Raw genomic sequence first — 19,254 nt, 5'->3', positions numbered from 1 at the left:
TTTGTACAAAGAATAGACACACTAGTTTGTTATAGTTTTGTAGACACAAGTGGCATTCGCACTTTGAAGGTGAAGAAGGCAAAGAGAGAGGTTATATTGAACTCCATGAATATGCGATTCGATATCCTTAAGCCATTTTTAAGTAATATCGCCAAGTGACTTTAAGATGTTAGATTCAGCGTTTTATATTCGAAGCAAGGATCTCAAAGTCACTTGGCTATCAAAGTAAATGGGAGGGATAAGTTCAGAATCATCGTGCGATGAGCCTGAACTCTTGATTTCTGTTACGCTAGCGAGCGACCTTTCACGCAGTTGCGTCCGTTCGCTTTCGCTTGATAAAGCAATTTATCGGCCTGATCGCAAAGTGATTTAAAACTCATCTCATTATCTTCAGTGGTAACGACTCCAAAACTACAGGTCACTCTCACTTCTTCTTTCTGTTCCGTAACAAAGCCATGTAGGGATAAAGCGCTACGTAAACGTTCTGCAGTAATAAGGGCGTTTTTATGGTCTGTATTGGGCATAACAACAACAAACTCTTCCCCACCAAAGCGAGCAACAATGTCGTTCTCACGTACAGTTTCCTCCAACACTTTGGCAACGCCCGTTAGTACGGTATCTCCAAACACATGCCCATAGGTATCATTTACCTGCTTGAAATAATCCACATCGATTAACGCTAAAGTTACTGGCCCCGATTGTGGTTTATTTGGCACCATTTTCTGTTTATCGAGTTTGCTATCTACCCATTTATTTAAAGCTAGATAACCGTACTTAACTTGCTCGACTTGCTCAAAAACAAAGTGTTGTATCTTTTCTTGCTTAGATTGAGGTACCGGTTTCTCTTTTCGCTCACGCCTCACTTCTACTGGCTTAGTGAACCAGTCCTCTAAAAAACGGCGATTGAACAACCCTGTCAATGTGTCTGTCTTTGCGAGGCGACGCATTCTCAAACGCGAGCGATTGACGACGAGAAATACTACCGCCATCAAAAATAGAACACCGATGAGCGCAAGTAGCGCTTCACCCAATAAGTAAAAAGTACGACGGTTATTTTCTAGCTCCATACGCTGCAACACATTGTTCCAGTTGAGATCTTCGTTCTCATATTCAAGTCGTTCCAATTCAAATAACGTCTGCTGGCGCTCAAGATTTTCAACTTCTCTTTGATTACTAAATTGGATAAATTTATCGTGATAGTTACCGTAAGTTTCGAATGCTAGTTTAAAGTCATTGCTCCCCGCATAGGCCATAGCGGCGACTTTTAGTAGCTCCATTTGCTGTTGCTTGACGTATCGACTCTCTATAATCTCCGGCAGCATTGGCGCGATCATCGCTAAAAGTATTTCAAATTGCTGCTGCTCTAACATATATTCGGCTTGTAACAACTTAAATGTTGCCAAATACGCGCTAGACGTTTCTCTGTACTGTAAATTCTCCGCCAGCTTCAAGTGGTTAACCATCTTCTTTTCTTGATTCGTCTCGCGATATAAAGCTGCAAGTTCAAGGTTAACTCGAAATCTAAAGCGTCCATCACCGATAATTTGAGCCAGCTTTAACGCTCGCTGATATGACGCTATCGCCTCTTCGTATTGGAACTGTGCTTTATGAAGTTTCGCTATCGTCAAAACGCTCAACAACTCATTGAACGACATACGCCTATCCCTAAAATAGCGATATGCTTGTTCCAAAAGCGCCTCAGATCGGTCGTAACCCTGAATTTTGACAAGTACGTCACCTAGCTCTAGTGCTGCACGTTCGACCAGCCCGTGAACACCTGAAGATTCAGCCGCATCCATGGACGACATAAGTGCAGCATAAGATTTTTTAAACTCACCTTGCTCATCGTAATAGCGTCCTTTTAGCAACAGGATTTCCGATTCAAGTTGCTTATCACCATTCTCACGCGATGTTTCCAACAAGCTATCCAACGCAGAAAGCGCGGTATCGATATCGCTCTTTCCAACCATAGTTCGCATCTGAATCAACTTAAACAGGAGATACTCATGGCTCTGTGGACGCACAAGCTCCAATCCTTTTTGAACGACACTCTGACTCTCTTCTACGCGCCCTAGCAGCTCTAAAACCGTGGCCTTGGCAAGCCAGTAACGCACCAACAGCGCTGTTGGTTGGTTTTGTAGTAAAGACTCTTCTTCTAACGCTTCAATCAAAGCTAAAGAACTCTGAGGTAATGCGTAAATTTGATTTTCGATACCTTCTAACGACTGTAAAAACTTACCTTCCTGTTCCACCTTTTCTGTGGAGGCCTGAACAGAAAAACACAGACACCCTAATAATAGCGGCATCGTCCTAAGCGAATGAAATAGTGACATTATTGCTCTTCCCTAATGGGTAGTTACTTCAGTGTAATTGAGAATTCTGATTATTTATTATTAAGACAACTGAAGGTTATTCAGTCAGCCTCATATTCCCATGTATTTTGCGCTGAATAATAAATCACCATCTTTAGATGCCGAAATAGTTTTCGGTCACAATATAACCAATGAGGGTATTTTTTACACACCAAGAATAATGATCTCGTTAGTGAGACAAAAGATCGTCTTAGTTGTGAGTTAATACATTTACATGACAAGCAATATAGAACTAGCCATTCACATTAGAAATAGAATAAATTTTTATACCGTTCGATGAGATAGCAGTCGACCATGCATCCAATACATTTTTCAGATAGAAGCAATAGAAGAAAGGAGAAAGTGGAAGGAAGCGGATAATCAAACTCGCTCCCCTTTTTTATGTTGCAGAGGGGGTTACATTCGCATTCCGCCATCGACTTCGAACACTCGTCCGGTCACGAATTCGTTGGTTAACACGTATTTTATGGTCGATGAAATTTCATCCGCCAAACCTAAACGTCCAACCGGAATCATTCCGATTAAACGTTCCATCGCTTCAGGTTTTATTTGGTCTGTCATGGCAGTTTTGATGACACCCGGAGCAATCGCCACTGAGCGAATTCCGAAACGCCCTAACTCTTTCGCCCACACCGTTGCCATGGTGGCTACCGCCGCTTTAGATGCTGAATAGTTGGTTTGACCAATATTCCCGGCACGCGCAACGCTGGATATGTTGATCAGAACCCCTTTGCTATCGGTGTTCAGCATTACCTTGCTCGCTTCACGGCCACACAGGAAAGTGCCTGTTACATTCACATCTAGAACAGACTGAAATTGTTCCAGCGACATCGTGTTAACCTGACCATCTTTGACTTTAATGAACATGCCATCACGCATAATACCTGCGTTATTGATAACGCCATTGAGCTGCTTGAAATCTGCCTCAATTTGCTCAAAAGCACTGCACACCTGCTGTTCGTCAGTCACGTTCGTCACATAAAAACGAGCGGTAACGCCGAGAGATTCACATTCCGCTTTCGTTTCAGCCAGTTGCTCTGAATTGAGGTCGATAAGCGCAAGATGAACGCCATTTTCCGCCAGTGACAGTGCCATTTGTTTACCCAGCCCCTGCCCTGCCCCCGTGATCGCAATGACCTTATTTGCTAACTCCATAAGCGCTCCTTAGGCCTGATTTTGCTTTTGGTAGAACTCAAACAAGCTTGAAAAATCTTTTTGCCCGTTGCCCTGACCGTTGTGAAAATTAAACAGATTACGAGCCAAGCTGCCCATTGGCGTTGATGTTTGACTGGCAACCGCCGCTTCCATCGCAAGACCCAGATCTTTAGCCATTAACTGGCTCATAAAGCCGCCTTGATAACCATTGCTTGCAGGCGTACTTTCCATCACACCTGGACAAGGGTTATAAAGCTCTAGCGCCCAGTTACGTCCTGAACTTTGCAACATGATGTCGGAAAGCACTTTGGGATCGAGTCCGTTTTCCATCCCTAAATTGAGTGCTTCACAGGTGCCGCTCATCAAAATGCCCAACATCATGTTATTGCAGATCTTCGCCACCTGACCAGCTCCAGCATCGCCTGCATGGAAGATGTTTTTGCCCATGTGGCTAAGCACCGCTTTGGCTTGAACAAAGTTCTCTTGTGAGCCGCCAACAATGAAAGTTAACGTACCTGTTGCTGCGCCCGCAACGCCACCAGATACTGGTGCATCAACAAAACTGATACCAAGTTGCGATGCTTTTTCGCCAACCAAACGAGCAGTCGCCGGATCGATGGTGGAAGAATCAATCAGCAAGGTACCTGATTCGACGCTATCTAAGATGCCATCTTGACCAAGATAAACGCTTTGAACGTGTTGGCTCGCTGGCAGCATAGTGACAACCACGTCAACACCTTGTACTGCCTGCTGAACGGAATCGGCACTTGAAGCGCCCAATGCGGTCAACTCCTCAACTGCGTTTGGGTTCAAATCAAATACTTCGACGTTCAAGCCCGCTTTGAGTAGATTCTTAGCCATAGGCGCACCCATGTTACCAAGGCCAATAAATGCAATTTTGTCCATATCGTATTTCTTCCTTGTACTAAAGTGCCGCTATAGCTACCGACGGTGCGGTCAGTGGGTATTCTGCTGAGTCAATTGGCGAGAAGAAGCGCTCCAAAACTTGTGGCGTTACGTCAGAAACCGTGCGATGTTGCCAAGTCGGTTGATTGGTTTTATCAATAATCAGCGCACGAACCCCTTCTCTAAAATCACCTTCTAAGCCACAACGTAGTGTTAGGTTAAATTCCATATCAAAACACGCTTTCAAAGAGAGGTTTTGATACTGCGTTAACTGCTGATAAGTGATACTGAGCGACAACGGACTGCCATAGTTCAGTGACTTCTGCGCATTGACGAACCACTTGTTATCAACGTTAGCACGGCTGATTGCATCAACAATTGACGCTAAGTCACCCGAACATAACTGCTCAATCAATTCCGCATAGGGCATCAACATCCCTTCGGTTGGCTCGTCCACGTGTACCGAACGCAGCGTAGTGGCGATTTTTTCGTTGATGTTCGCTTCACCTTTCCAACTTACCGATGCAAGCAGATCCAGCAGCACTTGCTTGTTTTCTGGCTGTGCAATCCATTGGCTTAACCCCAACGCTTTCATATCTGTTGCGTTAATTTGGCAAGCAGTCAAACTTAAGAACAGTGCCAAATGTTTTGGCAACTGGTTCAGGAAGTACGTCGCGCCTACATCTGGGTAAAGGCCAATTTTAATCTCTGGCATTGCAAAGCGTGTGGTGGTTTCTGCTACGCGATGGCTAGCACCCATAAATAAGCCCACACCGCCGCCCATCAAATAACCATGTCCCCACGCGATGATCGGTTTTGGATAAGTATGGATAAGATGATCACAGCGATATTCGAGGTCAAAGAAGGTTTCCATCGCTGAAAACGCAGAATCAAAATCTTGCTCTTTGTTTTCAAGTGCACGATAGATCGCTTGAATATCTCCGCCAGCACAAAACGCTTTTTCACCTTGAGCATGCAAGAATACCGCGACGACGCTGTCGTCCGTTTGCCATTCACTAAGCTGTTTGTACAACTTCTCAATCATCACGTAACTCAACGCGTTGAGAGCAGTTGGATTATCAAGCTCTAGCACACCAATAATAGAGCCATCAGCGCACTTAAGTTTTGAAACATTTACTGTACCTGTCATTTGGCCTCCGCTAGCTGTTTGTCCATTGTGGCTTGCGCTTTTGCAAGAACGCATTCACACCCTCAGTCTGATCTTGTGTATTGAACAGCTGTAAAAACAGTTCACGCTCTAAAACCAATCCAGCTGCGTGAGTTTGGCTGCGTCGACCTTGAATTAGCGTTTTGCACGCAGACACAGATTTCGGTGATTGACCTGCAACACGCTGTGCTAGCTCCATAGCCGCTTCGAGTGCTTGACCTTTCGCCACCACCTCTTCGACTAACCCAATTTTTTCCGCTCGCTCGGCCGTCACACGCTCGCCACACAGGATCATACGCTTCGCCCGACCTTCACCTACCAACGCGGTCAGGTTTTGTGTCCCACCCGCACACGGCAACAAACCTACCGATGCTTCAGGAAGTGCCATTTGTACTTGTTCTTCTGCGATACGAATGTCACACGCCATCGCCACTTCCAGACCGCCGCCCATCGCATAGCCATTAATCGCTGCGATAGAAACCCCATCGAATGCAGAAAGCGCTTCAAACGCTTCACCAAATGCGAACGCCATGTCTGCTGCTTGTGATTTATCACCCGATGCAAAGTTATTAAGATCTGCTCCAGCAGAGAAGAACTTCTCGCCTTCGCCTGTTAAAACCAACGCATAAATAGAGCGATCATTGCTAAGTTCAATCGCCAACTCTTTTAGCTGATTCAAAGACTCAAGTGTCCAAGTGTTCGCTGGCGGATTACTAATCGTGAGCTTGGCAATATGCGCTTCGCGCTCTAATTTGATTTGTGCCGTCATAATCTTTCAGTCCTTTTTAATTTCTTTAGGTAAGGCTGTGTCTCGCTGACTAAAGCAGCTCAACGCCTTCCGTTAGTAATCGTCTTGCGACGATCAGACGCATGATTTCGTTGGTACCTTCAAGGATTTGGTGAACACGAACGTCTCGGAAATGGCGCTCGACTGGATATTCTTTGATGTAGCCATAGCCACCGTGAATTTGCAGCGCCTGATCGCAGACTTTAAAGCCCACATCAGTAGCAAAGCGTTTTGCCATGGCACAGTACGCACTTTTTTCTGCGTGCTGGGCATCGAGTTTAGCGGCAGCGAGTCGCACCATTTGACGCGCAGCGACCAGCTCAGTCGCCATATCAGCAAGCTTGAACTGCAACGCTTGAAATTGCGCCAGTGAACGGCCGAACTGTTTGCGTTCGTTCATGTATTGCTTGGCTTCGTTCAGTGCTTGTTGCGCAGTACCGACGGAACAAGTAGCGATATTGATTCGACCACCATCAAGGCCAAGCATGGCGAACTTAAAGCCTTCTCCCTCTTCACCCAACAGATAGTCAGCCGGAATACGAACATTTTCGAAGGTAATCATGCGAGTTGGCTGGCAGTTCCAACCCATTTTGGCTTCTTTTTTACCGTAGCTAATGCCTTCGCAATCAGCAGGAACAACGAATGCAGAAACGCCACCCGCTCCTTCGCCGCACGAACGCGCCATCACGACAAGAACGTCCGTATCACCCGCACCAGAGATAAATACTTTTGCGCCATTCAGGACAAACTCATCGCCGTCACGCACTGCACTGGTCGTCAGTGAAGCGGCGTCAGAGCCTGCATTAGGTTCGGTTAAACAGTAGGAAGCGAGCTTTTCACCCGAAATTAGATCCGCGCTAAACTGCTGCGCCACTTCGGCTTTGGCAAAGCTGGTGATCATCCACGTCGCCATGTTGTGAATGGTCATAAACGCAGTAGTCGCGGTACAACCCATAGCCAACTGCTCGAAAATGGTCGCCGCATCCAAACGAGACAATCCCAAACCACCATGCTCTGGCGGCGTATAGATGCTCAGAAAGCCAAGTTCACCTGCTTGACGCAGTACATCTTTAGGGAAATGATGGTTTTCATCCCACTCGGCCGCGTGCGGCGCTAACATTTGGTCTGCAAACTGCTTTGCTACTTCGGCAAACGCGAGTTGATCTTCGTTTAATTCAAAATCCATCTTGAAGTCCTAAGGTCTAATTCGTTGCATTTGTATCCGAGCCAAGCCCACTTAAACGGTGGCGCTTGGCTAGAGGTGTCGCTAATCCAGTAATTAGCTAAGTTGAATGGTCATGTTTGGACCGCTTGGAATGTCATCTTCAAACCAACGCGCGGTGACAGTTTTCGTCTCGGTGTAGAAGCGAACCGCTTGTTTACCGTAAGCATGCAGGTCGCCGTAGAAGCTGCCTTTCCACCCAGTAAATGAGAAAAATGGCAATGGCACCGGAATCGGAACGTTGATGCCTACGTTACCTACTTCGATATTGTGTTGATACTTTCTCGCGGCAGCTCCGTTCGCCGTAAAAATAGACGTACCATTACCAAAGCGGTTTGCATTGATCAGTTTAATCGCTTCATCTAGGTCATCCACTTCCATAGTTAACAGCACAGGCCCGAAAATTTCTTCCTGATAAATCGACATGTCTGTGGTCACGTTGGTAAACAGTGTTGGCCCCACCCAGTTACCGTTCGGGAAGCCAGGCACTTGGTAGTCTGTTCCATCCAGAACACAATTCGCGCCTGACGCTTTGCCTTCATTAATCAGATTCACCACTCGCTGCTTCGCTTGAGGGCTAATCAGCGGACCATAACCGGCGGTTTCATCATCCCACGCGCCAGGCTGAACCTGAGCTAACGCCTCTTTAAGCTCTGGAATCCATTCTTTGGTTTCGCCGACAAATACGGCAACCGAAATCGCCATACAGCGTTGGCCTGCAGCACCAACTGACGCGCCAACTAGGTTATTGATGACTTGCTGTTTGTTTGCATCCGGCATGATGACCATATGGTTCTTAGCACCTGCAAATGACTGCACGCGTTTCAGGTTGTCTGTACCTGTTTTGTAGATGTACTCACCAACGGGCACAGAGCCAACAAAAGAGATCGCACGAACAACTGGATCAGTCAGAATGCGGTCGACTTGCTCTTTGGTCCCGTGAACAACTTGCAATACGCCTTTTGGTGCGCCAGCTTGTTCAAACAGCTCCGCCAGTTTCATTGCCGTTAGTGGCACTTGCTCTGACGGCTTCAAAATAAAGGTGTTGCCACAAGCGATCGCCATCGGGAACATCCACAATGGGATCATCGCAGGGAAGTTAAACGGTGTGATGCCAGCACAAACACCGAGCGGTTGAATGTAAGAGTAACCATCAATATTGGTTGCGACATTCTCAACCGTTTCGCCCATCATTGAGCTACAAATGTTCGCCGCTTGTTCTACGACTTCAATCCCACGCCAAATGTCACCCTTTGCATCCGCGAGGGTTTTGCCTGTCTCACTTGAAAGCAGTATCGCCAACTCATCGTGTTGCTCTTTTAGCAAATGTTGGTAACGCAGCATCAATCTAGCACGCTCCGGCGCTGCAACTTCTTTCCAGCGTTTGAACGTTTCTGTTGCGCTGGCAATCGCCGCATTCATTTCCGATTCCGTGGCACAAGGTACTTGTGCAATCACTTCGTTGGTTGCCGGGTTGGTTACATCTAGCCATTGTTTTGAATCGGAGATGGCAAATTCACCACCGATATACTGCTTTACTTGTTCTGTCATGATGACATCCTTGTATTTTTCAGCTTGTTACTGACTACTGTTATGTAAGTGAAACTTTGTTGAGAGTGATTTAGCAGATTTCAATCGCGATAGCGGTAGCTTCGCCGCCGCCAATACAAAGCGATGCAACGCCACGCTTACCACCAGTTTGTTTTAGCGCATGAATCAAAGTGACAAGGATTCGATTGCCACTTGCGCCTATTGGATGCCCCAGCGCACAAGCCCCTCCGCGAGGGTTCACTTTGCTCTCGTCCAGTTCGAGTGCTTTTACCGCGTATTGAGTCACGACAGCAAAAGCTTCATTGATTTCCCAAAGGTCCACGTCCGATTTGTCCCAGCCCGTTTTTTCCAGCAGCGATTCAATCGCGAAGACTGGTGCGATGGTGAACTCATCAGGCTGTCTTGCATGCGTGCTGTACGCGACAATTTTGGCTAGAGGCTGAAGGTTTTCCTGACGACCAAACTCACTATCGACTAAGATCATTGCCGACGCACCATCCGAAATGGAACTAGAGTTTGCTGCGGTTACGCCGCCATCTTTGGCAAACGCAGGGCGTAAGGTAGGAATTTTAGTGACGTCGAGTTTGCTCGGTTGCTCATCATCTACAACCAAGGTTTCGCCGCGCCGACTTTTTACGTTAACAGGCACGATCTCTTCTTTGAACAAACCTTGCTCGATTGCTTGCTGCGCACGAGTCACCGACTGCTGCGCCCAGGCATCCATACTTTCACGGCTGAACTGATACTTTTGCGCCGTCTGTTCTGCAAAGACACCCATCAGCTCGCCTTGGTAGGCATCCTGCAACCCGTCATAAAACATGTGATCAAGCACTTGCTCGTGACCTAAACGGAAACCATCACGCGCTTTCTTTAATAGATAAGGAGAAGACGACATGTTTTCCATGCCACCAGCGATGACAGCATGCGCATTACCAGATTGAATAAGGTCATATGCCAGCATCACGGTTTTCATACCCGATCCACAAACTTTGTTCAGTGTCGTACAACCAATCGATTGTGGCATTTCAGCTTTAAGGCTTGCTTGTCTTGCCGGCGCTTGCCCCACACCGGCGGGTAAAACGCACCCCATCAACACTTCGTCTATTTTGTGCACATCGAGTTGGCTTTCGGCTAGCGCCCCTTGAATGGCTTTCGCACCGAGTTCCGTGACATCTGTTGAAGCTAATGCACCTTGAAAAGAGCCGATAGGCGTTCGCTTAGCGGCAACAATCCATGTTTCATTTTTCATTCCATTAACCTTTTGTTGACGTTTACGTCATAACTATACTAACATTTACGTTAACGTCAAGTTTGAGGTTATTGTTTGTTCGAGTGATTCTTTTATTTCGAGTAAATGCGAGTGATATCAAGGCTCAAGAGTGGATGTTGTTTGTTTACTTTAACGTTAACGAATTGTATATTCATGTAAATGTTATACGAAAGTCGTAAGGTTAAGGAATGAACACATTTAAGATCAGCGAGCTCGCGAAAGAGTTCGACATTACTACTCGAAGCATTCGCTTCTACGAAGATTTAGGTCTCCTAACTCCAGAACGTAAAGGCAACACTCGAATCTACAATGGTCGCGATCGAATTCGACTAAAGCTGATTTTGCGAGGTAAGCGATTGGGCTTTTCTCTTGCAGATATCAAAGAGTTATTTGAACTCTACGATACCGATCAAAGTACTGAGCAGTTGAACTATATGATTCGGTTGATCGAAGAGAAGAAGGCAGCATTGCAACAGCAAGCAAACGACATTCAAGCGGTAATGATGGAGTTAAATGCTGCGCAGTTGCGATGCCAAAACACACTGAGATCCATGAAAGGCGAAAAAGTCACCTAACACCTCAACTCTGGGATGTAGGTGACGTAAAGGCAAGGACACGCAATGAAATCTACCTACTCTTCCCTGAACTTTGTTTATGACGAAAATACCGATTTGCTTCGCGAGCAAATCAATAGTTTTGCTGCAAGAGAAATTGCGCCGCTAGCGCAATCTATCGACCAAACTAACGACTTTCCAAACCATCTTTGGTCCAAATTAGGTGACATGGGTCTTTTAGGTGTGACCACCAGCGAAGAGTTTGGTGGTGCAGGCATGGGCTATCTCGCCCACGTTATCGCTATGGAAGAAATCAGCCGAGCATCCGCTTCGGTTGCGTTAAGTTACGGCGCTCACTCCAACCTTTGCGTCAACCAAATCCACCGTAACGGCACACAAGCGCAAAAAGAGAAACACCTACCTAAGCTCATCTCCGGTGAACATATCGGCGCCCTTGCTATGAGTGAACCCGGCGCCGGCTCTGATGTGGTCTCTATGCAGCTTAAAGCGGAACGTAAAGGCGATATTTTCCTGCTAAACGGCAACAAAATGTGGATCACCAACGGCCCTGATGCACACACCTATGTTGTCTACGCAAAAACCGACCCAAGCCAGCACTCCAAAGGCATCACGGCGTTTATTGTGGAACGCGGATTCCCTGGATTTACTCAAGCACAAAAACTCGACAAGTTGGGTATGCGCGGCTCGAATACGTGTGAGCTGGTCTTCCAAAACTGCGAAATCCCTGCGGAAAATATTCTCGGCGAAGAAAACCAAGGCGTGAAAGTATTGATGAGCGGCCTCGACTACGAACGTGTGGTGCTTGCAGGCGGCCCACTTGGCATCATGCAGGCGTGTATGGATATCGTTGTGCCTTACATTCACGACCGTAAACAGTTCGGTAAATCCATCGGTGAATTCCAGCTAGTTCAAGCAAAAATCGCGGATATGTACACACAAATGAATGCCGCTAAAGCGTATGTTTACGCCGTCGCTGCCGCTTGTGATCGCGGTGAAACCACACGTAAAGATTCTGCTGGCGCGATCCTCTACAGCGCAGAGCTGGCAACCAAGATGGCACTGGATGCGATTCAACTACTTGGCGGTAACGGCTACATCAACGAGTTTGATACGGGCCGTTTGTTGCGAGATGCCAAGCTGTATGAAATCGGTGCGGGCACTTCAGAAATTCGCCGCATGCTTATTGGTCGCGAATTGTTTAACGAAAGCGCCTAATCAACATACCTAGGCGTTCTGAATCTAAATAAATTCCTTATTCAACCTAAATCTTATTCAACATAGATAAAGGCGGGTGGTGTCACCCGTCTACCGAATGGAGATCGGCTATTTATGGCTTGTTTGACGACCAATATTAATACCCACTCAGAGCAGTATCAGGAAAACTACCGCTCTATGGCGTCACTTGTAGATCAACTTTATACCGTGACTGCCCAAATAGAAGATGGTGGCGGTGAGAAAGCCCGCGAGCATCAGCAGAAGAAAGGCAAACTTCCGGTACGTGAGCGCATTCTTGCCCTACTCGACCCTGGTTCGTCCTTTCTAGAAATTGGTCAATTTGCTGGCTGGGATGTGTATCCAGATTACGTTCCATGTGCTGGAGTGGTTGCCGGTGTGGGTGTAATTGACGGCAATGAGTGCATGATCGTCGCGAACGACGTGACGGTAAAAGGCGGCAGTTACTACCCACTCACCGTGAAAAAGCACTTAAGAGCACAAGAAATTGCAGAAAAATGCCAACTGCCGTGTGTTTACTTAGTCGACTCTGGCGGCGCTAACCTACCCCGCCAAGATGAGGTATTCCCAGATAAAGACCATTTTGGCCGTATTTTCTACAACCAAGCCCGTATGTCGGCCAAAGGCATTCCACAAATTGCGGTGGTCATGGGGCTATGTACCGCTGGCGGCGCTTATGTTCCTGCGATGTGTGATGTTTCCATCATAGTCAAAGAACAAGGTACGATTTTCTTGGCAGGTCCACCTCTTGTAAAAGCAGCGACAGGTGAAGAAGTCAGCGCGGAAGATCTTGGTGGCGCAGACGTTCACTGTCGCACCTCTGGTGTGGCGGACTATTACGCAGAAAATGATCACCACGCGTTAGAGTTGGCAAGACAAGCGGTTTCACAAATCAACCACTTGAAACCCGTTCAACTCAAGCAAAAAGCACCTCAGGAACCACGTTTTCCTGCCCAAGAGCTGTACGGCATCGTCGGAACCGATCTTAAAAAGCCGTTTGATGTTAAAGAGGTCATTGCCCGAATTGTTGATGATTCCCAGTTCGATGAATTTAAAGCCTTGTTCGGCGAAACCTTGGTCTGTGGCTTTGCCCATATTCACGGTATGCCGATTGGCATTGTCGCTAACAACGGCATTCTATTTTCGGAATCAGCACAAAAAGGCGCGCATTTTATTGAGCTGTGCGCACAACGCAAAATTCCTCTGCTCTTCTTGCAGAACATCACGGGCTTTATGGTCGGTCAGAAGTACGAAGCCGAAGGCATCGCCAAACATGGTGCGAAAATGGTAACTGCTGTTGCGTGTGCAGACGTGCCGAAGTTTACCGTGGTTATTGGTGGATCGTATGGCGCAGGAAACTACGGCATGTGTGGCCGCGCTTATGATCCAACCATGATGTGGATGTGGCCAAACGCGCGCATCTCCGTCATGGGTGGAGAGCAAGCGGCTGGCGTGATGGCGCAAGTGACCCGCGATATCAAAACTCGCAAAGGTGAAAGCTGGAGCGCGGAGGAAGAAGAAGCGTTCAAACGTCCAATTGCGGAGCAATATCAGACTCAAAGCCATGCGTATTACGCCAGTGCTCGCCTGTGGGACGATGGCATTATTGATCCTGCAAAAACCCGTGATGTTGTCGGCATTGCTCTGTCTGCTGCGCTTAATGCGCCGATACCAGACAGCAAATTTGGCATCTTCCGTATGTAGTCGGATGCAAGGCAAACCTTAACTCCTCGCAAACACCGATGTTTATACAAGTAACGGTTAGCGAGCATTGGAATAGAGACTGAAATGTCAGACAAAGGAAGTCACATGACCGGACTACTGCTTGAAAAAGACAGCAATGGCGTTGCTTGGTTGAGCCTCAATCGACCAGAAAAACACAACGCGTTTAATGACGCATTGATTGCCTCACTAATTGAGACACTAGAACAGCTCGAAAAGGACGATTCTCTCCGTGCACTGGTGTTTACTGCACAGGGAAAACACTTTTCTGCGGGAGCAGATCTGGGCTGGATGCAGTCAATGGCAACCAAAACCGAGGGTGAAAACCTGCAAGATGCACAGCAACTAGCAAAACTTTTGCATACGCTGGATACCTTTAGCAAACCAACCATTGCTATGGTGCACGGCGCTGCATTTGGCGGCGCGCTTGGGCTTATCTGCTGCTGCGATATCGCTATTGGTACACCTGAAAGCCGCTTCTGTTTGAGTGAAGTGAAGCTCGGTTTGTTACCCGCCACCATCGGACCTTACGTAATCCGAGCGATTGGACAAAGACAGAGCCGACGCTACTTTTTAACCGCGGAACTGATTGATGCCGAAACCGCACTATCGATGAGTATTCTTCATCAGATAGACGCTCAACCACGTGAAGCCGTCAATCGCACCATTGATCACCTGCTTAACAACAGTCCACAAGCCATGCAGGCAGCAAAAGCACTCTGCTTACGTTGTGACAATCAACCTATCGATCACTCATTAATTGAATACACCAGCCAAGCTATTGCAACCGCTCGCGTGTCCAGCGAAGGACAAGAAGGACTAGCTGCATTTTTTGAAAAGCGCGCCGCCAATTGGAGGAATCATGTTTAAAAGAATACTGATCGCAAACCGCGGTGAAATTGCCTGCCGAATCATTAAAACCGCAAAAAGCATGGCTATAGAGACGGTTGCCGTCTATTCCGAAGCGGATCGCAGCAGCTTACATGTTAAACAAGCGGATTTCGCTGAATTCATTGGCCCCGCTCCGGCGAGTGAATCGTATCTCGATATCGATGCGATTATCGGCGCTGCGAAAAAATGGCAAGCCGATGCTATCCACCCTGGGTATGGTTTTCTTTCCGAGAACCCGAAACTGGCGAAAGCGTGCAGCGAAAATGGCATCGCCTTTATTGGCCCTTCCACCAGCGCAATTGAAGCAATGGGTTCGAAGTCGCACGCCAAAGCCATCATGTCTGAGGCGAACGTGCCCTTGGTTCCCGGCTATCACGGCACAGACAACAGCGTAGAGCACTTATTAGCGGAAGCTGAAAAAATCGGTTACCCAGTGATGCTTAAAGCAACCCAAGGGGGTGGCGGTAAAGGCATGCGAGTAGTCAATAGCGCAGCCGAAATGCCTCTGGCCATCGACGGTGCGCAGCGTGAAGCACTTTCAAGCTTTGGCGATAAGCAGCTTCTAATCGAAAAATGTATATTGCAGCCTCGCCACGTTGAAGTTCAGGTATTTGCTGACCAACATGGCAACTGTGTCTATCTTTCTGATCGCGATTGCTCCATTCAACGCCGTCACCAAAAAGTAGTCGAAGAAGCACCAGCTCCCGGTCTTAGTGATGAACTGCGTAAACAAATGGGTGAAGCTGCGGTTCAGGCCGCTCAAGCGATCGACTATGTTGGCGCTGGCACGGTGGAGTTCTTACTCGATAGCCGAGGTCAATTCTACTTCATGGAGATGAATACCCGTCTGCAAGTTGAACACCCTGTCACTGAATTGATCACCGGCGTTGATTTGGTGGAGTGGCAATTCAAAGTCGCAGCTGGCGAGCATTTACCTATTTCGCAATCTGAAATCACCCACAACGGTCATTCAATTGAGCTGCGAATTTACGCAGAAGATACAGACAATGACTTTATGCCGTCGACTGGCCGCATTGACTACTTAAAAGAACCCGTATCAGACAGTAATGTGCGCCTAGCGTACGTACGAGTTGATAGCGGTGTTACCCAAGGCGATAGCATCAGCGAATATTACGATCCAATGATCAGCAAGCTGATCGTCTGGGGGCAAACTCGTGATATCGCTCTAAAGCAGCTTAAGCAGGCGTTAACTAAATATCACGTACGTGGCGTAACGACAAACATTGGTTATCTGCACAGCATTATTTCGCAGCCAGCCTTTGCAGAGATTGAGCTTGATACAGGTTTCCTCGTCACACATCAACAAGGCATAAATGAGCAGCAAGACGTGTCGGATTCAATCTGGCTTACATTGGCGGCGGTTGCTCGCCGGAATGATCTGATTTCAAAATCAGACAGCTCAACGTTACCCGCGCCAACCAAACGAGGTTTTAGACTGTCGGTTGACAACGTTTACCGATTTAACTTCACGGATGCCAATGCCAACCATCAAGTACGTTTGCAACAATCATCGCAAGATACAGGATCTCACTTCACTGTCCGATGCGGCGAGGATCTGCATCAGGTCATCCTGCTTGAAAGTGACAACCAATTTATCGTCGATATTGATAATATGCGTTACACCTTTAATGCACTTAGCGATGAACAAAGAACAACACTATTTTATCTTGGTCAGCAGCGCACGTTCGCTCATCAACCTAACTTTGACTCTGCAAAAGATGTAGATGATGAACTAAGTCCAACCGCACCACTCAACGGCATAATTTCAGCAGTTATGGTGGCTAAAGGTGACGAAGTGGCGGCGGGCGATCCGCTTTTGGTACTCGAAGCAATGAAAATGGAATACACCATCACGGCTCCGGTCGCAGCAACAGTCGACGAATTGTTTTATCAGCACGGGGACCAAGTACAGCACGGTTCCATACTGCTGAATTTGTCTTTGATATCGGATAACGTCAGTGAAGATAAGGAGCGCGAATATGCTACCAGCGAAGGTTAATATCGTCGAAGTCGGCGCTCGTGATGGTCTGCAAAATGAAACGGCAGTGACGCTGGTTGATAAAATCCGTTTGATTAACCAACTAAGCAGCAGTGGCTTAAAGCATATTGAGGCGGGATCTTTCGTCTCTCCAAGGTGGGTGCCTCAAATGGCCGATTCCGATCAGGTGTTTGCTGGTATCTCAAAAAAGCCTGACGTGGTTTATAGCGCGCTCACACCAAATCTCGCAGGGTTAGAACGTGCGCTGGAAAGCGGTGTAAAGCGAATTGCGGTGTTTGGCTCCGCTTCAGAAACGTTCAGCCAGAAGAACATCAACTGCAGCATTACCGAAAGTCTCGCTCGATTTGAACCCGTTATCGAATTGGCGAACCAGCACAACATTCCTGTACGCGGGTACTTGTCTTGTACCATGGTGTGTCCATATGAGGGAGTAATCAAGCCAGAGCAAACTACCAAGGTCGCCAATACGTTGTTTGATATGGGATGTTATGAGATTTCGCTCGGTGATACTGTCGGTAAAGCAACGCCTAATCGCGTTATCGCCATGCTGGATTCGTTGTTAACGCTACTGCCAAAAGACGCGCTCGCGGTACATTTTCATGACACCTATGGACAAGCATTAGCCAATATCTACCAAGCCTTGTTAATGGGCATCAACACCATTGATAGTGCGGTTGCTGGTTTGGGCGGCTGCCCTTACGCGAAAGGTGCCAGTGGCAATGTTGCAACGGAAGATGTACTTTATCTGTGTGAGCAACTTGGGATTGAAACGGGCGTTGACCTTAGCGTCATCAATGAAGCGGGTTGGCAAATTTGCCGTGCGTTAGGAAAACCTCCAGCTTCTAGGGTCGCATTGGCTCTAGGCGATCCGTATAGCTTGTAAATCATCAACCATCATAATCAAATAATGTATTTAAACGGGCATGCAGACGTACGTGCCCGTTTTTTATTGCTACTCATAAAAACCTTAACGCTCAACGGTCTTCATCACATTAATTAGTGCCTGATTTCAGCTACAATTTAGTTTCAAAGCGAACATATAAAACAGGATCAGGTAAATGCTCATAACATTTCGTTGTCGAAGCCACTCAAACGTCACAATGTTTGGTGATATTGCATTAGATATGCTCAAAATGATGGGTCACAGCGGCACTGTGCCGGGATCAATTTCCGCTCAAGATGTTCCTGACGCGCTATCAAGATTAACTTCTGCTCTATCGGCGAAAAATGCAGCTGAAGAAAACCTCCCTACTGATGTAGACGAAGAGGAAGAACAAGCAGAGCCCGCGGTAAGCCTAGGACGCAGAGCGTTTCCACTGATTGAGTTGCTAAAATCAGCAATCAAAGAAGAATGCGAAGTCATGTGGGACAACCAATAACGCCTTCAAACTGGTTTCTAGCGAGGTTAATCCGTGTTGTGACCGCCTCGCTATCACTACTCGAAGCCAAGATAAGGGCACCAACACCGCTTATCGCCCTATCCGTTTCTCTCCCTAGACAACTTGATTTGCCCATCAATGTGCACATCTTGTTGTGGAAACGCGATTTCAATACCGTGCTTTTCGAAAGCTTCATAGATTTCAAAACGTATGGCACTTGCGACCGATCGAATCCCGCCCTCAACCGTTGAGTTAATCCAAAAATAAGATTCGAAGATCAAAGCATTGTCACCAAAGTCTTGAAAAAACACGTCTGGAGCTGGCGAACTCAGAACTTGCGCTTGCTGCGAAGTCACTTCCGCCATTAAGGCAGCAACCTGTTTGACATCGCTCCCATACGCGACACCGACGACGACCGAGCCACGAACTAATCTGTCGCATAACGTCCAGTTGATCACCACGTTCTCAATCAACTGACTGTTGGGTATGAGCATATGAACACCATCGGTTCGCCTGATTCTCGTTGAGCGTGTATTTATTTGCTCGACAGTGCCTTTGGCGCCCTCAACCTCTAAAAAGTCCCCAATTCGGATTGGCTTTTCACCAATCAAAATCCAGCCACTTATGAAGTTGTTAATGATGTTTTGCGCACCAAAACCGAAGCCGATAGCGATGGCACCAGACAGAAAGGCGAACGCGGTGATTGGCACATTGATCATCGAAAGTGTGGTCATAAAAATAATGGCTAGAGCGATGACAAATAATATCCGTTTAACCAAATGAATCACGTTTGGATCTTTCCCCGATGAGGACATTCTTGACGTAACGGTTTTGATTAAAATTTTGGACAACCATAAAGCGACAATCACCCATGTCGGCACCATCAATATCGCCCACAACGTGATAGGTTGTTCGTTAAAGGTAAACAGTGTTGTTTCTAAAAATGAAATGACCCGTTCGAACATAAAGTGCTCACTCTTGATTCATCGTTGCCAGCAAGCCA

16 protein-coding genes are annotated in these 19,254 nt (G+C 47.1%); 7 read left to right on the top strand and 9 right to left on the bottom strand.

Going from position 1 to position 19,254, the window contains the following annotated elements:
- Positions 1–284: 284 nt before the first annotated feature.
- The 8 genes from R7E29_RS07275 to R7E29_RS07240 all read right to left on the bottom strand — a co-directional run bounded on the left by R7E29_RS07275 (position 285) and on the right by R7E29_RS07240 (position 10,410).
- Positions 285–2,306: a tetratricopeptide repeat-containing diguanylate cyclase gene (locus R7E29_RS07275; RefSeq protein WP_081008327.1), complete on the bottom strand. Its 2,022-nt coding sequence runs from the start codon at positions 2,304–2,306 to the stop codon at positions 285–287.
- Between the two features lie 462 nt (positions 2,307–2,768).
- Positions 2,769–3,527: an SDR family oxidoreductase gene (locus R7E29_RS07270; RefSeq protein WP_054576059.1), complete on the bottom strand. Its 759-nt coding sequence runs from the start codon at positions 3,525–3,527 to the stop codon at positions 2,769–2,771.
- Between the two features lie 9 nt (positions 3,528–3,536).
- The gene (gene mmsB, locus R7E29_RS07265) at positions 3,537–4,433 is read right to left on the bottom strand and encodes a 3-hydroxyisobutyrate dehydrogenase (protein ID WP_054576060.1); all 897 of its coding nucleotides are present in this window, start codon (positions 4,431–4,433) and stop codon (positions 3,537–3,539) included.
- A gap of 19 nt (positions 4,434–4,452) precedes the next feature.
- On the bottom strand, positions 4,453–5,583 hold the full coding sequence (locus R7E29_RS07260; RefSeq protein ID WP_054576061.1) for an enoyl-CoA hydratase/isomerase family protein: 1,131 nt from the start codon (positions 5,581–5,583) through the stop codon (positions 4,453–4,455).
- 10 nt (positions 5,584–5,593) lie between these two features.
- Positions 5,594–6,370 (bottom strand): enoyl-CoA hydratase, encoded by a 777-nt coding sequence (locus tag R7E29_RS07255; RefSeq protein WP_054576062.1) that lies wholly within the window; start codon positions 6,368–6,370, stop codon positions 5,594–5,596.
- Between the two features lie 49 nt (positions 6,371–6,419).
- Positions 6,420–7,574 (bottom strand): acyl-CoA dehydrogenase family protein, encoded by a 1,155-nt coding sequence (locus R7E29_RS07250; RefSeq protein ID WP_054576063.1) that lies wholly within the window; start codon positions 7,572–7,574, stop codon positions 6,420–6,422.
- Positions 7,575–7,667: 93 nt separating this feature from the next.
- Positions 7,668–9,161, bottom strand: coding sequence for a CoA-acylating methylmalonate-semialdehyde dehydrogenase (locus R7E29_RS07245; RefSeq protein WP_054576064.1), 1,494 nt, complete (start codon positions 9,159–9,161; stop codon positions 7,668–7,670).
- 70 nt (positions 9,162–9,231) lie between these two features.
- Positions 9,232–10,410: a thiolase family protein gene (locus tag R7E29_RS07240; RefSeq protein ID WP_046264876.1), complete on the bottom strand. Its 1,179-nt coding sequence runs from the start codon at positions 10,408–10,410 to the stop codon at positions 9,232–9,234.
- Positions 10,411–10,619: 209 nt separating this feature from the next.
- Here R7E29_RS07240 and R7E29_RS07235 point away from each other — a divergent pair, with 209 nt between their 5' ends.
- From R7E29_RS07235 to R7E29_RS07205, 7 genes are all read left to right on the top strand, one after another.
- On the top strand, positions 10,620–11,006 hold the full coding sequence (locus tag R7E29_RS07235; RefSeq protein WP_005373242.1) for a MerR family transcriptional regulator: 387 nt from the start codon (positions 10,620–10,622) through the stop codon (positions 11,004–11,006).
- A gap of 45 nt (positions 11,007–11,051) precedes the next feature.
- Entirely contained in the window at positions 11,052–12,221 is a 1,170-nt protein-coding gene (locus R7E29_RS07230) for an isovaleryl-CoA dehydrogenase (RefSeq protein ID WP_054576065.1), read from the top strand.
- Between the two features lie 114 nt (positions 12,222–12,335).
- Entirely contained in the window at positions 12,336–13,943 is a 1,608-nt protein-coding gene (locus R7E29_RS07225; RefSeq protein WP_054574658.1) for a carboxyl transferase domain-containing protein, read from the top strand.
- A 105-nt stretch (positions 13,944–14,048) separates the two neighbouring features.
- On the top strand, positions 14,049–14,831 hold the full coding sequence (locus tag R7E29_RS07220; protein ID WP_054576066.1) for an enoyl-CoA hydratase-related protein: 783 nt from the start codon (positions 14,049–14,051) through the stop codon (positions 14,829–14,831).
- Positions 14,824–16,872, top strand: coding sequence for an acetyl/propionyl/methylcrotonyl-CoA carboxylase subunit alpha (locus tag R7E29_RS07215; protein ID WP_054576067.1), 2,049 nt, complete (start codon positions 14,824–14,826; stop codon positions 16,870–16,872). The genes R7E29_RS07220 and R7E29_RS07215 overlap by 8 nt, the downstream gene beginning before the upstream one ends.
- Positions 16,853–17,755 (top strand): hydroxymethylglutaryl-CoA lyase, encoded by a 903-nt coding sequence (locus R7E29_RS07210; RefSeq protein WP_053307595.1) that lies wholly within the window; start codon positions 16,853–16,855, stop codon positions 17,753–17,755. The genes R7E29_RS07215 and R7E29_RS07210 overlap by 20 nt, the downstream gene beginning before the upstream one ends.
- Positions 17,756–17,930: 175 nt before the next feature.
- Complete coding sequence (locus tag R7E29_RS07205) at positions 17,931–18,251, top strand: DUF1840 domain-containing protein (protein ID WP_005373256.1); 321 nt, start codon at positions 17,931–17,933, stop codon at positions 18,249–18,251.
- A 98-nt stretch (positions 18,252–18,349) separates the two neighbouring features.
- Here R7E29_RS07205 and R7E29_RS07200 read toward each other — a convergent pair whose 3' ends face one another.
- Positions 18,350–19,216, bottom strand: a complete 867-nt coding sequence (locus tag R7E29_RS07200) for a mechanosensitive ion channel family protein (protein ID WP_054576068.1) — start codon at positions 19,214–19,216, stop codon at positions 18,350–18,352.
- Positions 19,217–19,254 lie beyond the last annotated feature (38 nt).

Origin of the sequence: Vibrio sp. Vb1729, assembly GCF_033338655.1 — a bacterium.
Classification (GTDB): Bacteria; Pseudomonadota; Gammaproteobacteria; order Enterobacterales; family Vibrionaceae; genus Vibrio; species Vibrio alginolyticus.
This window is presented reverse-complemented; position numbering and strand designations above follow the sequence as displayed.

What these genes read in the sequence shown, in the direction of transcription:
- R7E29_RS07255 (WP_054576062.1), bottom strand. Translation starts at nt 6,370, where the DNA reads ATGACGGCACAAATCAAATTAGAGCGCGAAGCGCATATTGCCAAGCTC.
- R7E29_RS07240 (WP_046264876.1), bottom strand. Translation starts at nt 10,410, where the DNA reads ATGAAAAATGAAACATGGATTGTTGCCGCTAAGCGAACGCCTATCGGC.
- R7E29_RS07270 (WP_054576059.1), bottom strand. Translation starts at nt 3,527, where the DNA reads ATGGAGTTAGCAAATAAGGTCATTGCGATCACGGGGGCAGGGCAGGGG.
- R7E29_RS07200 (WP_054576068.1), bottom strand. Translation starts at nt 19,216, where the DNA reads ATGTTCGAACGGGTCATTTCATTTTTAGAAACAACACTGTTTACCTTT.
- R7E29_RS07230 (WP_054576065.1), top strand. Translation starts at nt 11,052, where the DNA reads ATGAAATCTACCTACTCTTCCCTGAACTTTGTTTATGACGAAAATACC.
- R7E29_RS07250 (WP_054576063.1), bottom strand. Translation starts at nt 7,574, where the DNA reads ATGGATTTTGAATTAAACGAAGATCAACTCGCGTTTGCCGAAGTAGCA.
- R7E29_RS07225 (WP_054574658.1), top strand. Translation starts at nt 12,336, where the DNA reads ATGGCTTGTTTGACGACCAATATTAATACCCACTCAGAGCAGTATCAG.
- R7E29_RS07210 (WP_053307595.1), top strand. Translation starts at nt 16,853, where the DNA reads ATGCTACCAGCGAAGGTTAATATCGTCGAAGTCGGCGCTCGTGATGGT.
- R7E29_RS07260 (WP_054576061.1), bottom strand. Translation starts at nt 5,583, where the DNA reads ATGACAGGTACAGTAAATGTTTCAAAACTTAAGTGCGCTGATGGCTCT.
- R7E29_RS07215 (WP_054576067.1), top strand. Translation starts at nt 14,824, where the DNA reads ATGTTTAAAAGAATACTGATCGCAAACCGCGGTGAAATTGCCTGCCGA.
- mmsB (WP_054576060.1), bottom strand. Translation starts at nt 4,433, where the DNA reads ATGGACAAAATTGCATTTATTGGCCTTGGTAACATGGGTGCGCCTATG.
- R7E29_RS07235 (WP_005373242.1), top strand. Translation starts at nt 10,620, where the DNA reads ATGAACACATTTAAGATCAGCGAGCTCGCGAAAGAGTTCGACATTACT.
- R7E29_RS07275 (WP_081008327.1), bottom strand. Translation starts at nt 2,306, where the DNA reads ATGCCGCTATTATTAGGGTGTCTGTGTTTTTCTGTTCAGGCCTCCACA.
- R7E29_RS07245 (WP_054576064.1), bottom strand. Translation starts at nt 9,161, where the DNA reads ATGACAGAACAAGTAAAGCAGTATATCGGTGGTGAATTTGCCATCTCC.
- R7E29_RS07220 (WP_054576066.1), top strand. Translation starts at nt 14,049, where the DNA reads ATGACCGGACTACTGCTTGAAAAAGACAGCAATGGCGTTGCTTGGTTG.
- R7E29_RS07205 (WP_005373256.1), top strand. Translation starts at nt 17,931, where the DNA reads ATGCTCATAACATTTCGTTGTCGAAGCCACTCAAACGTCACAATGTTT.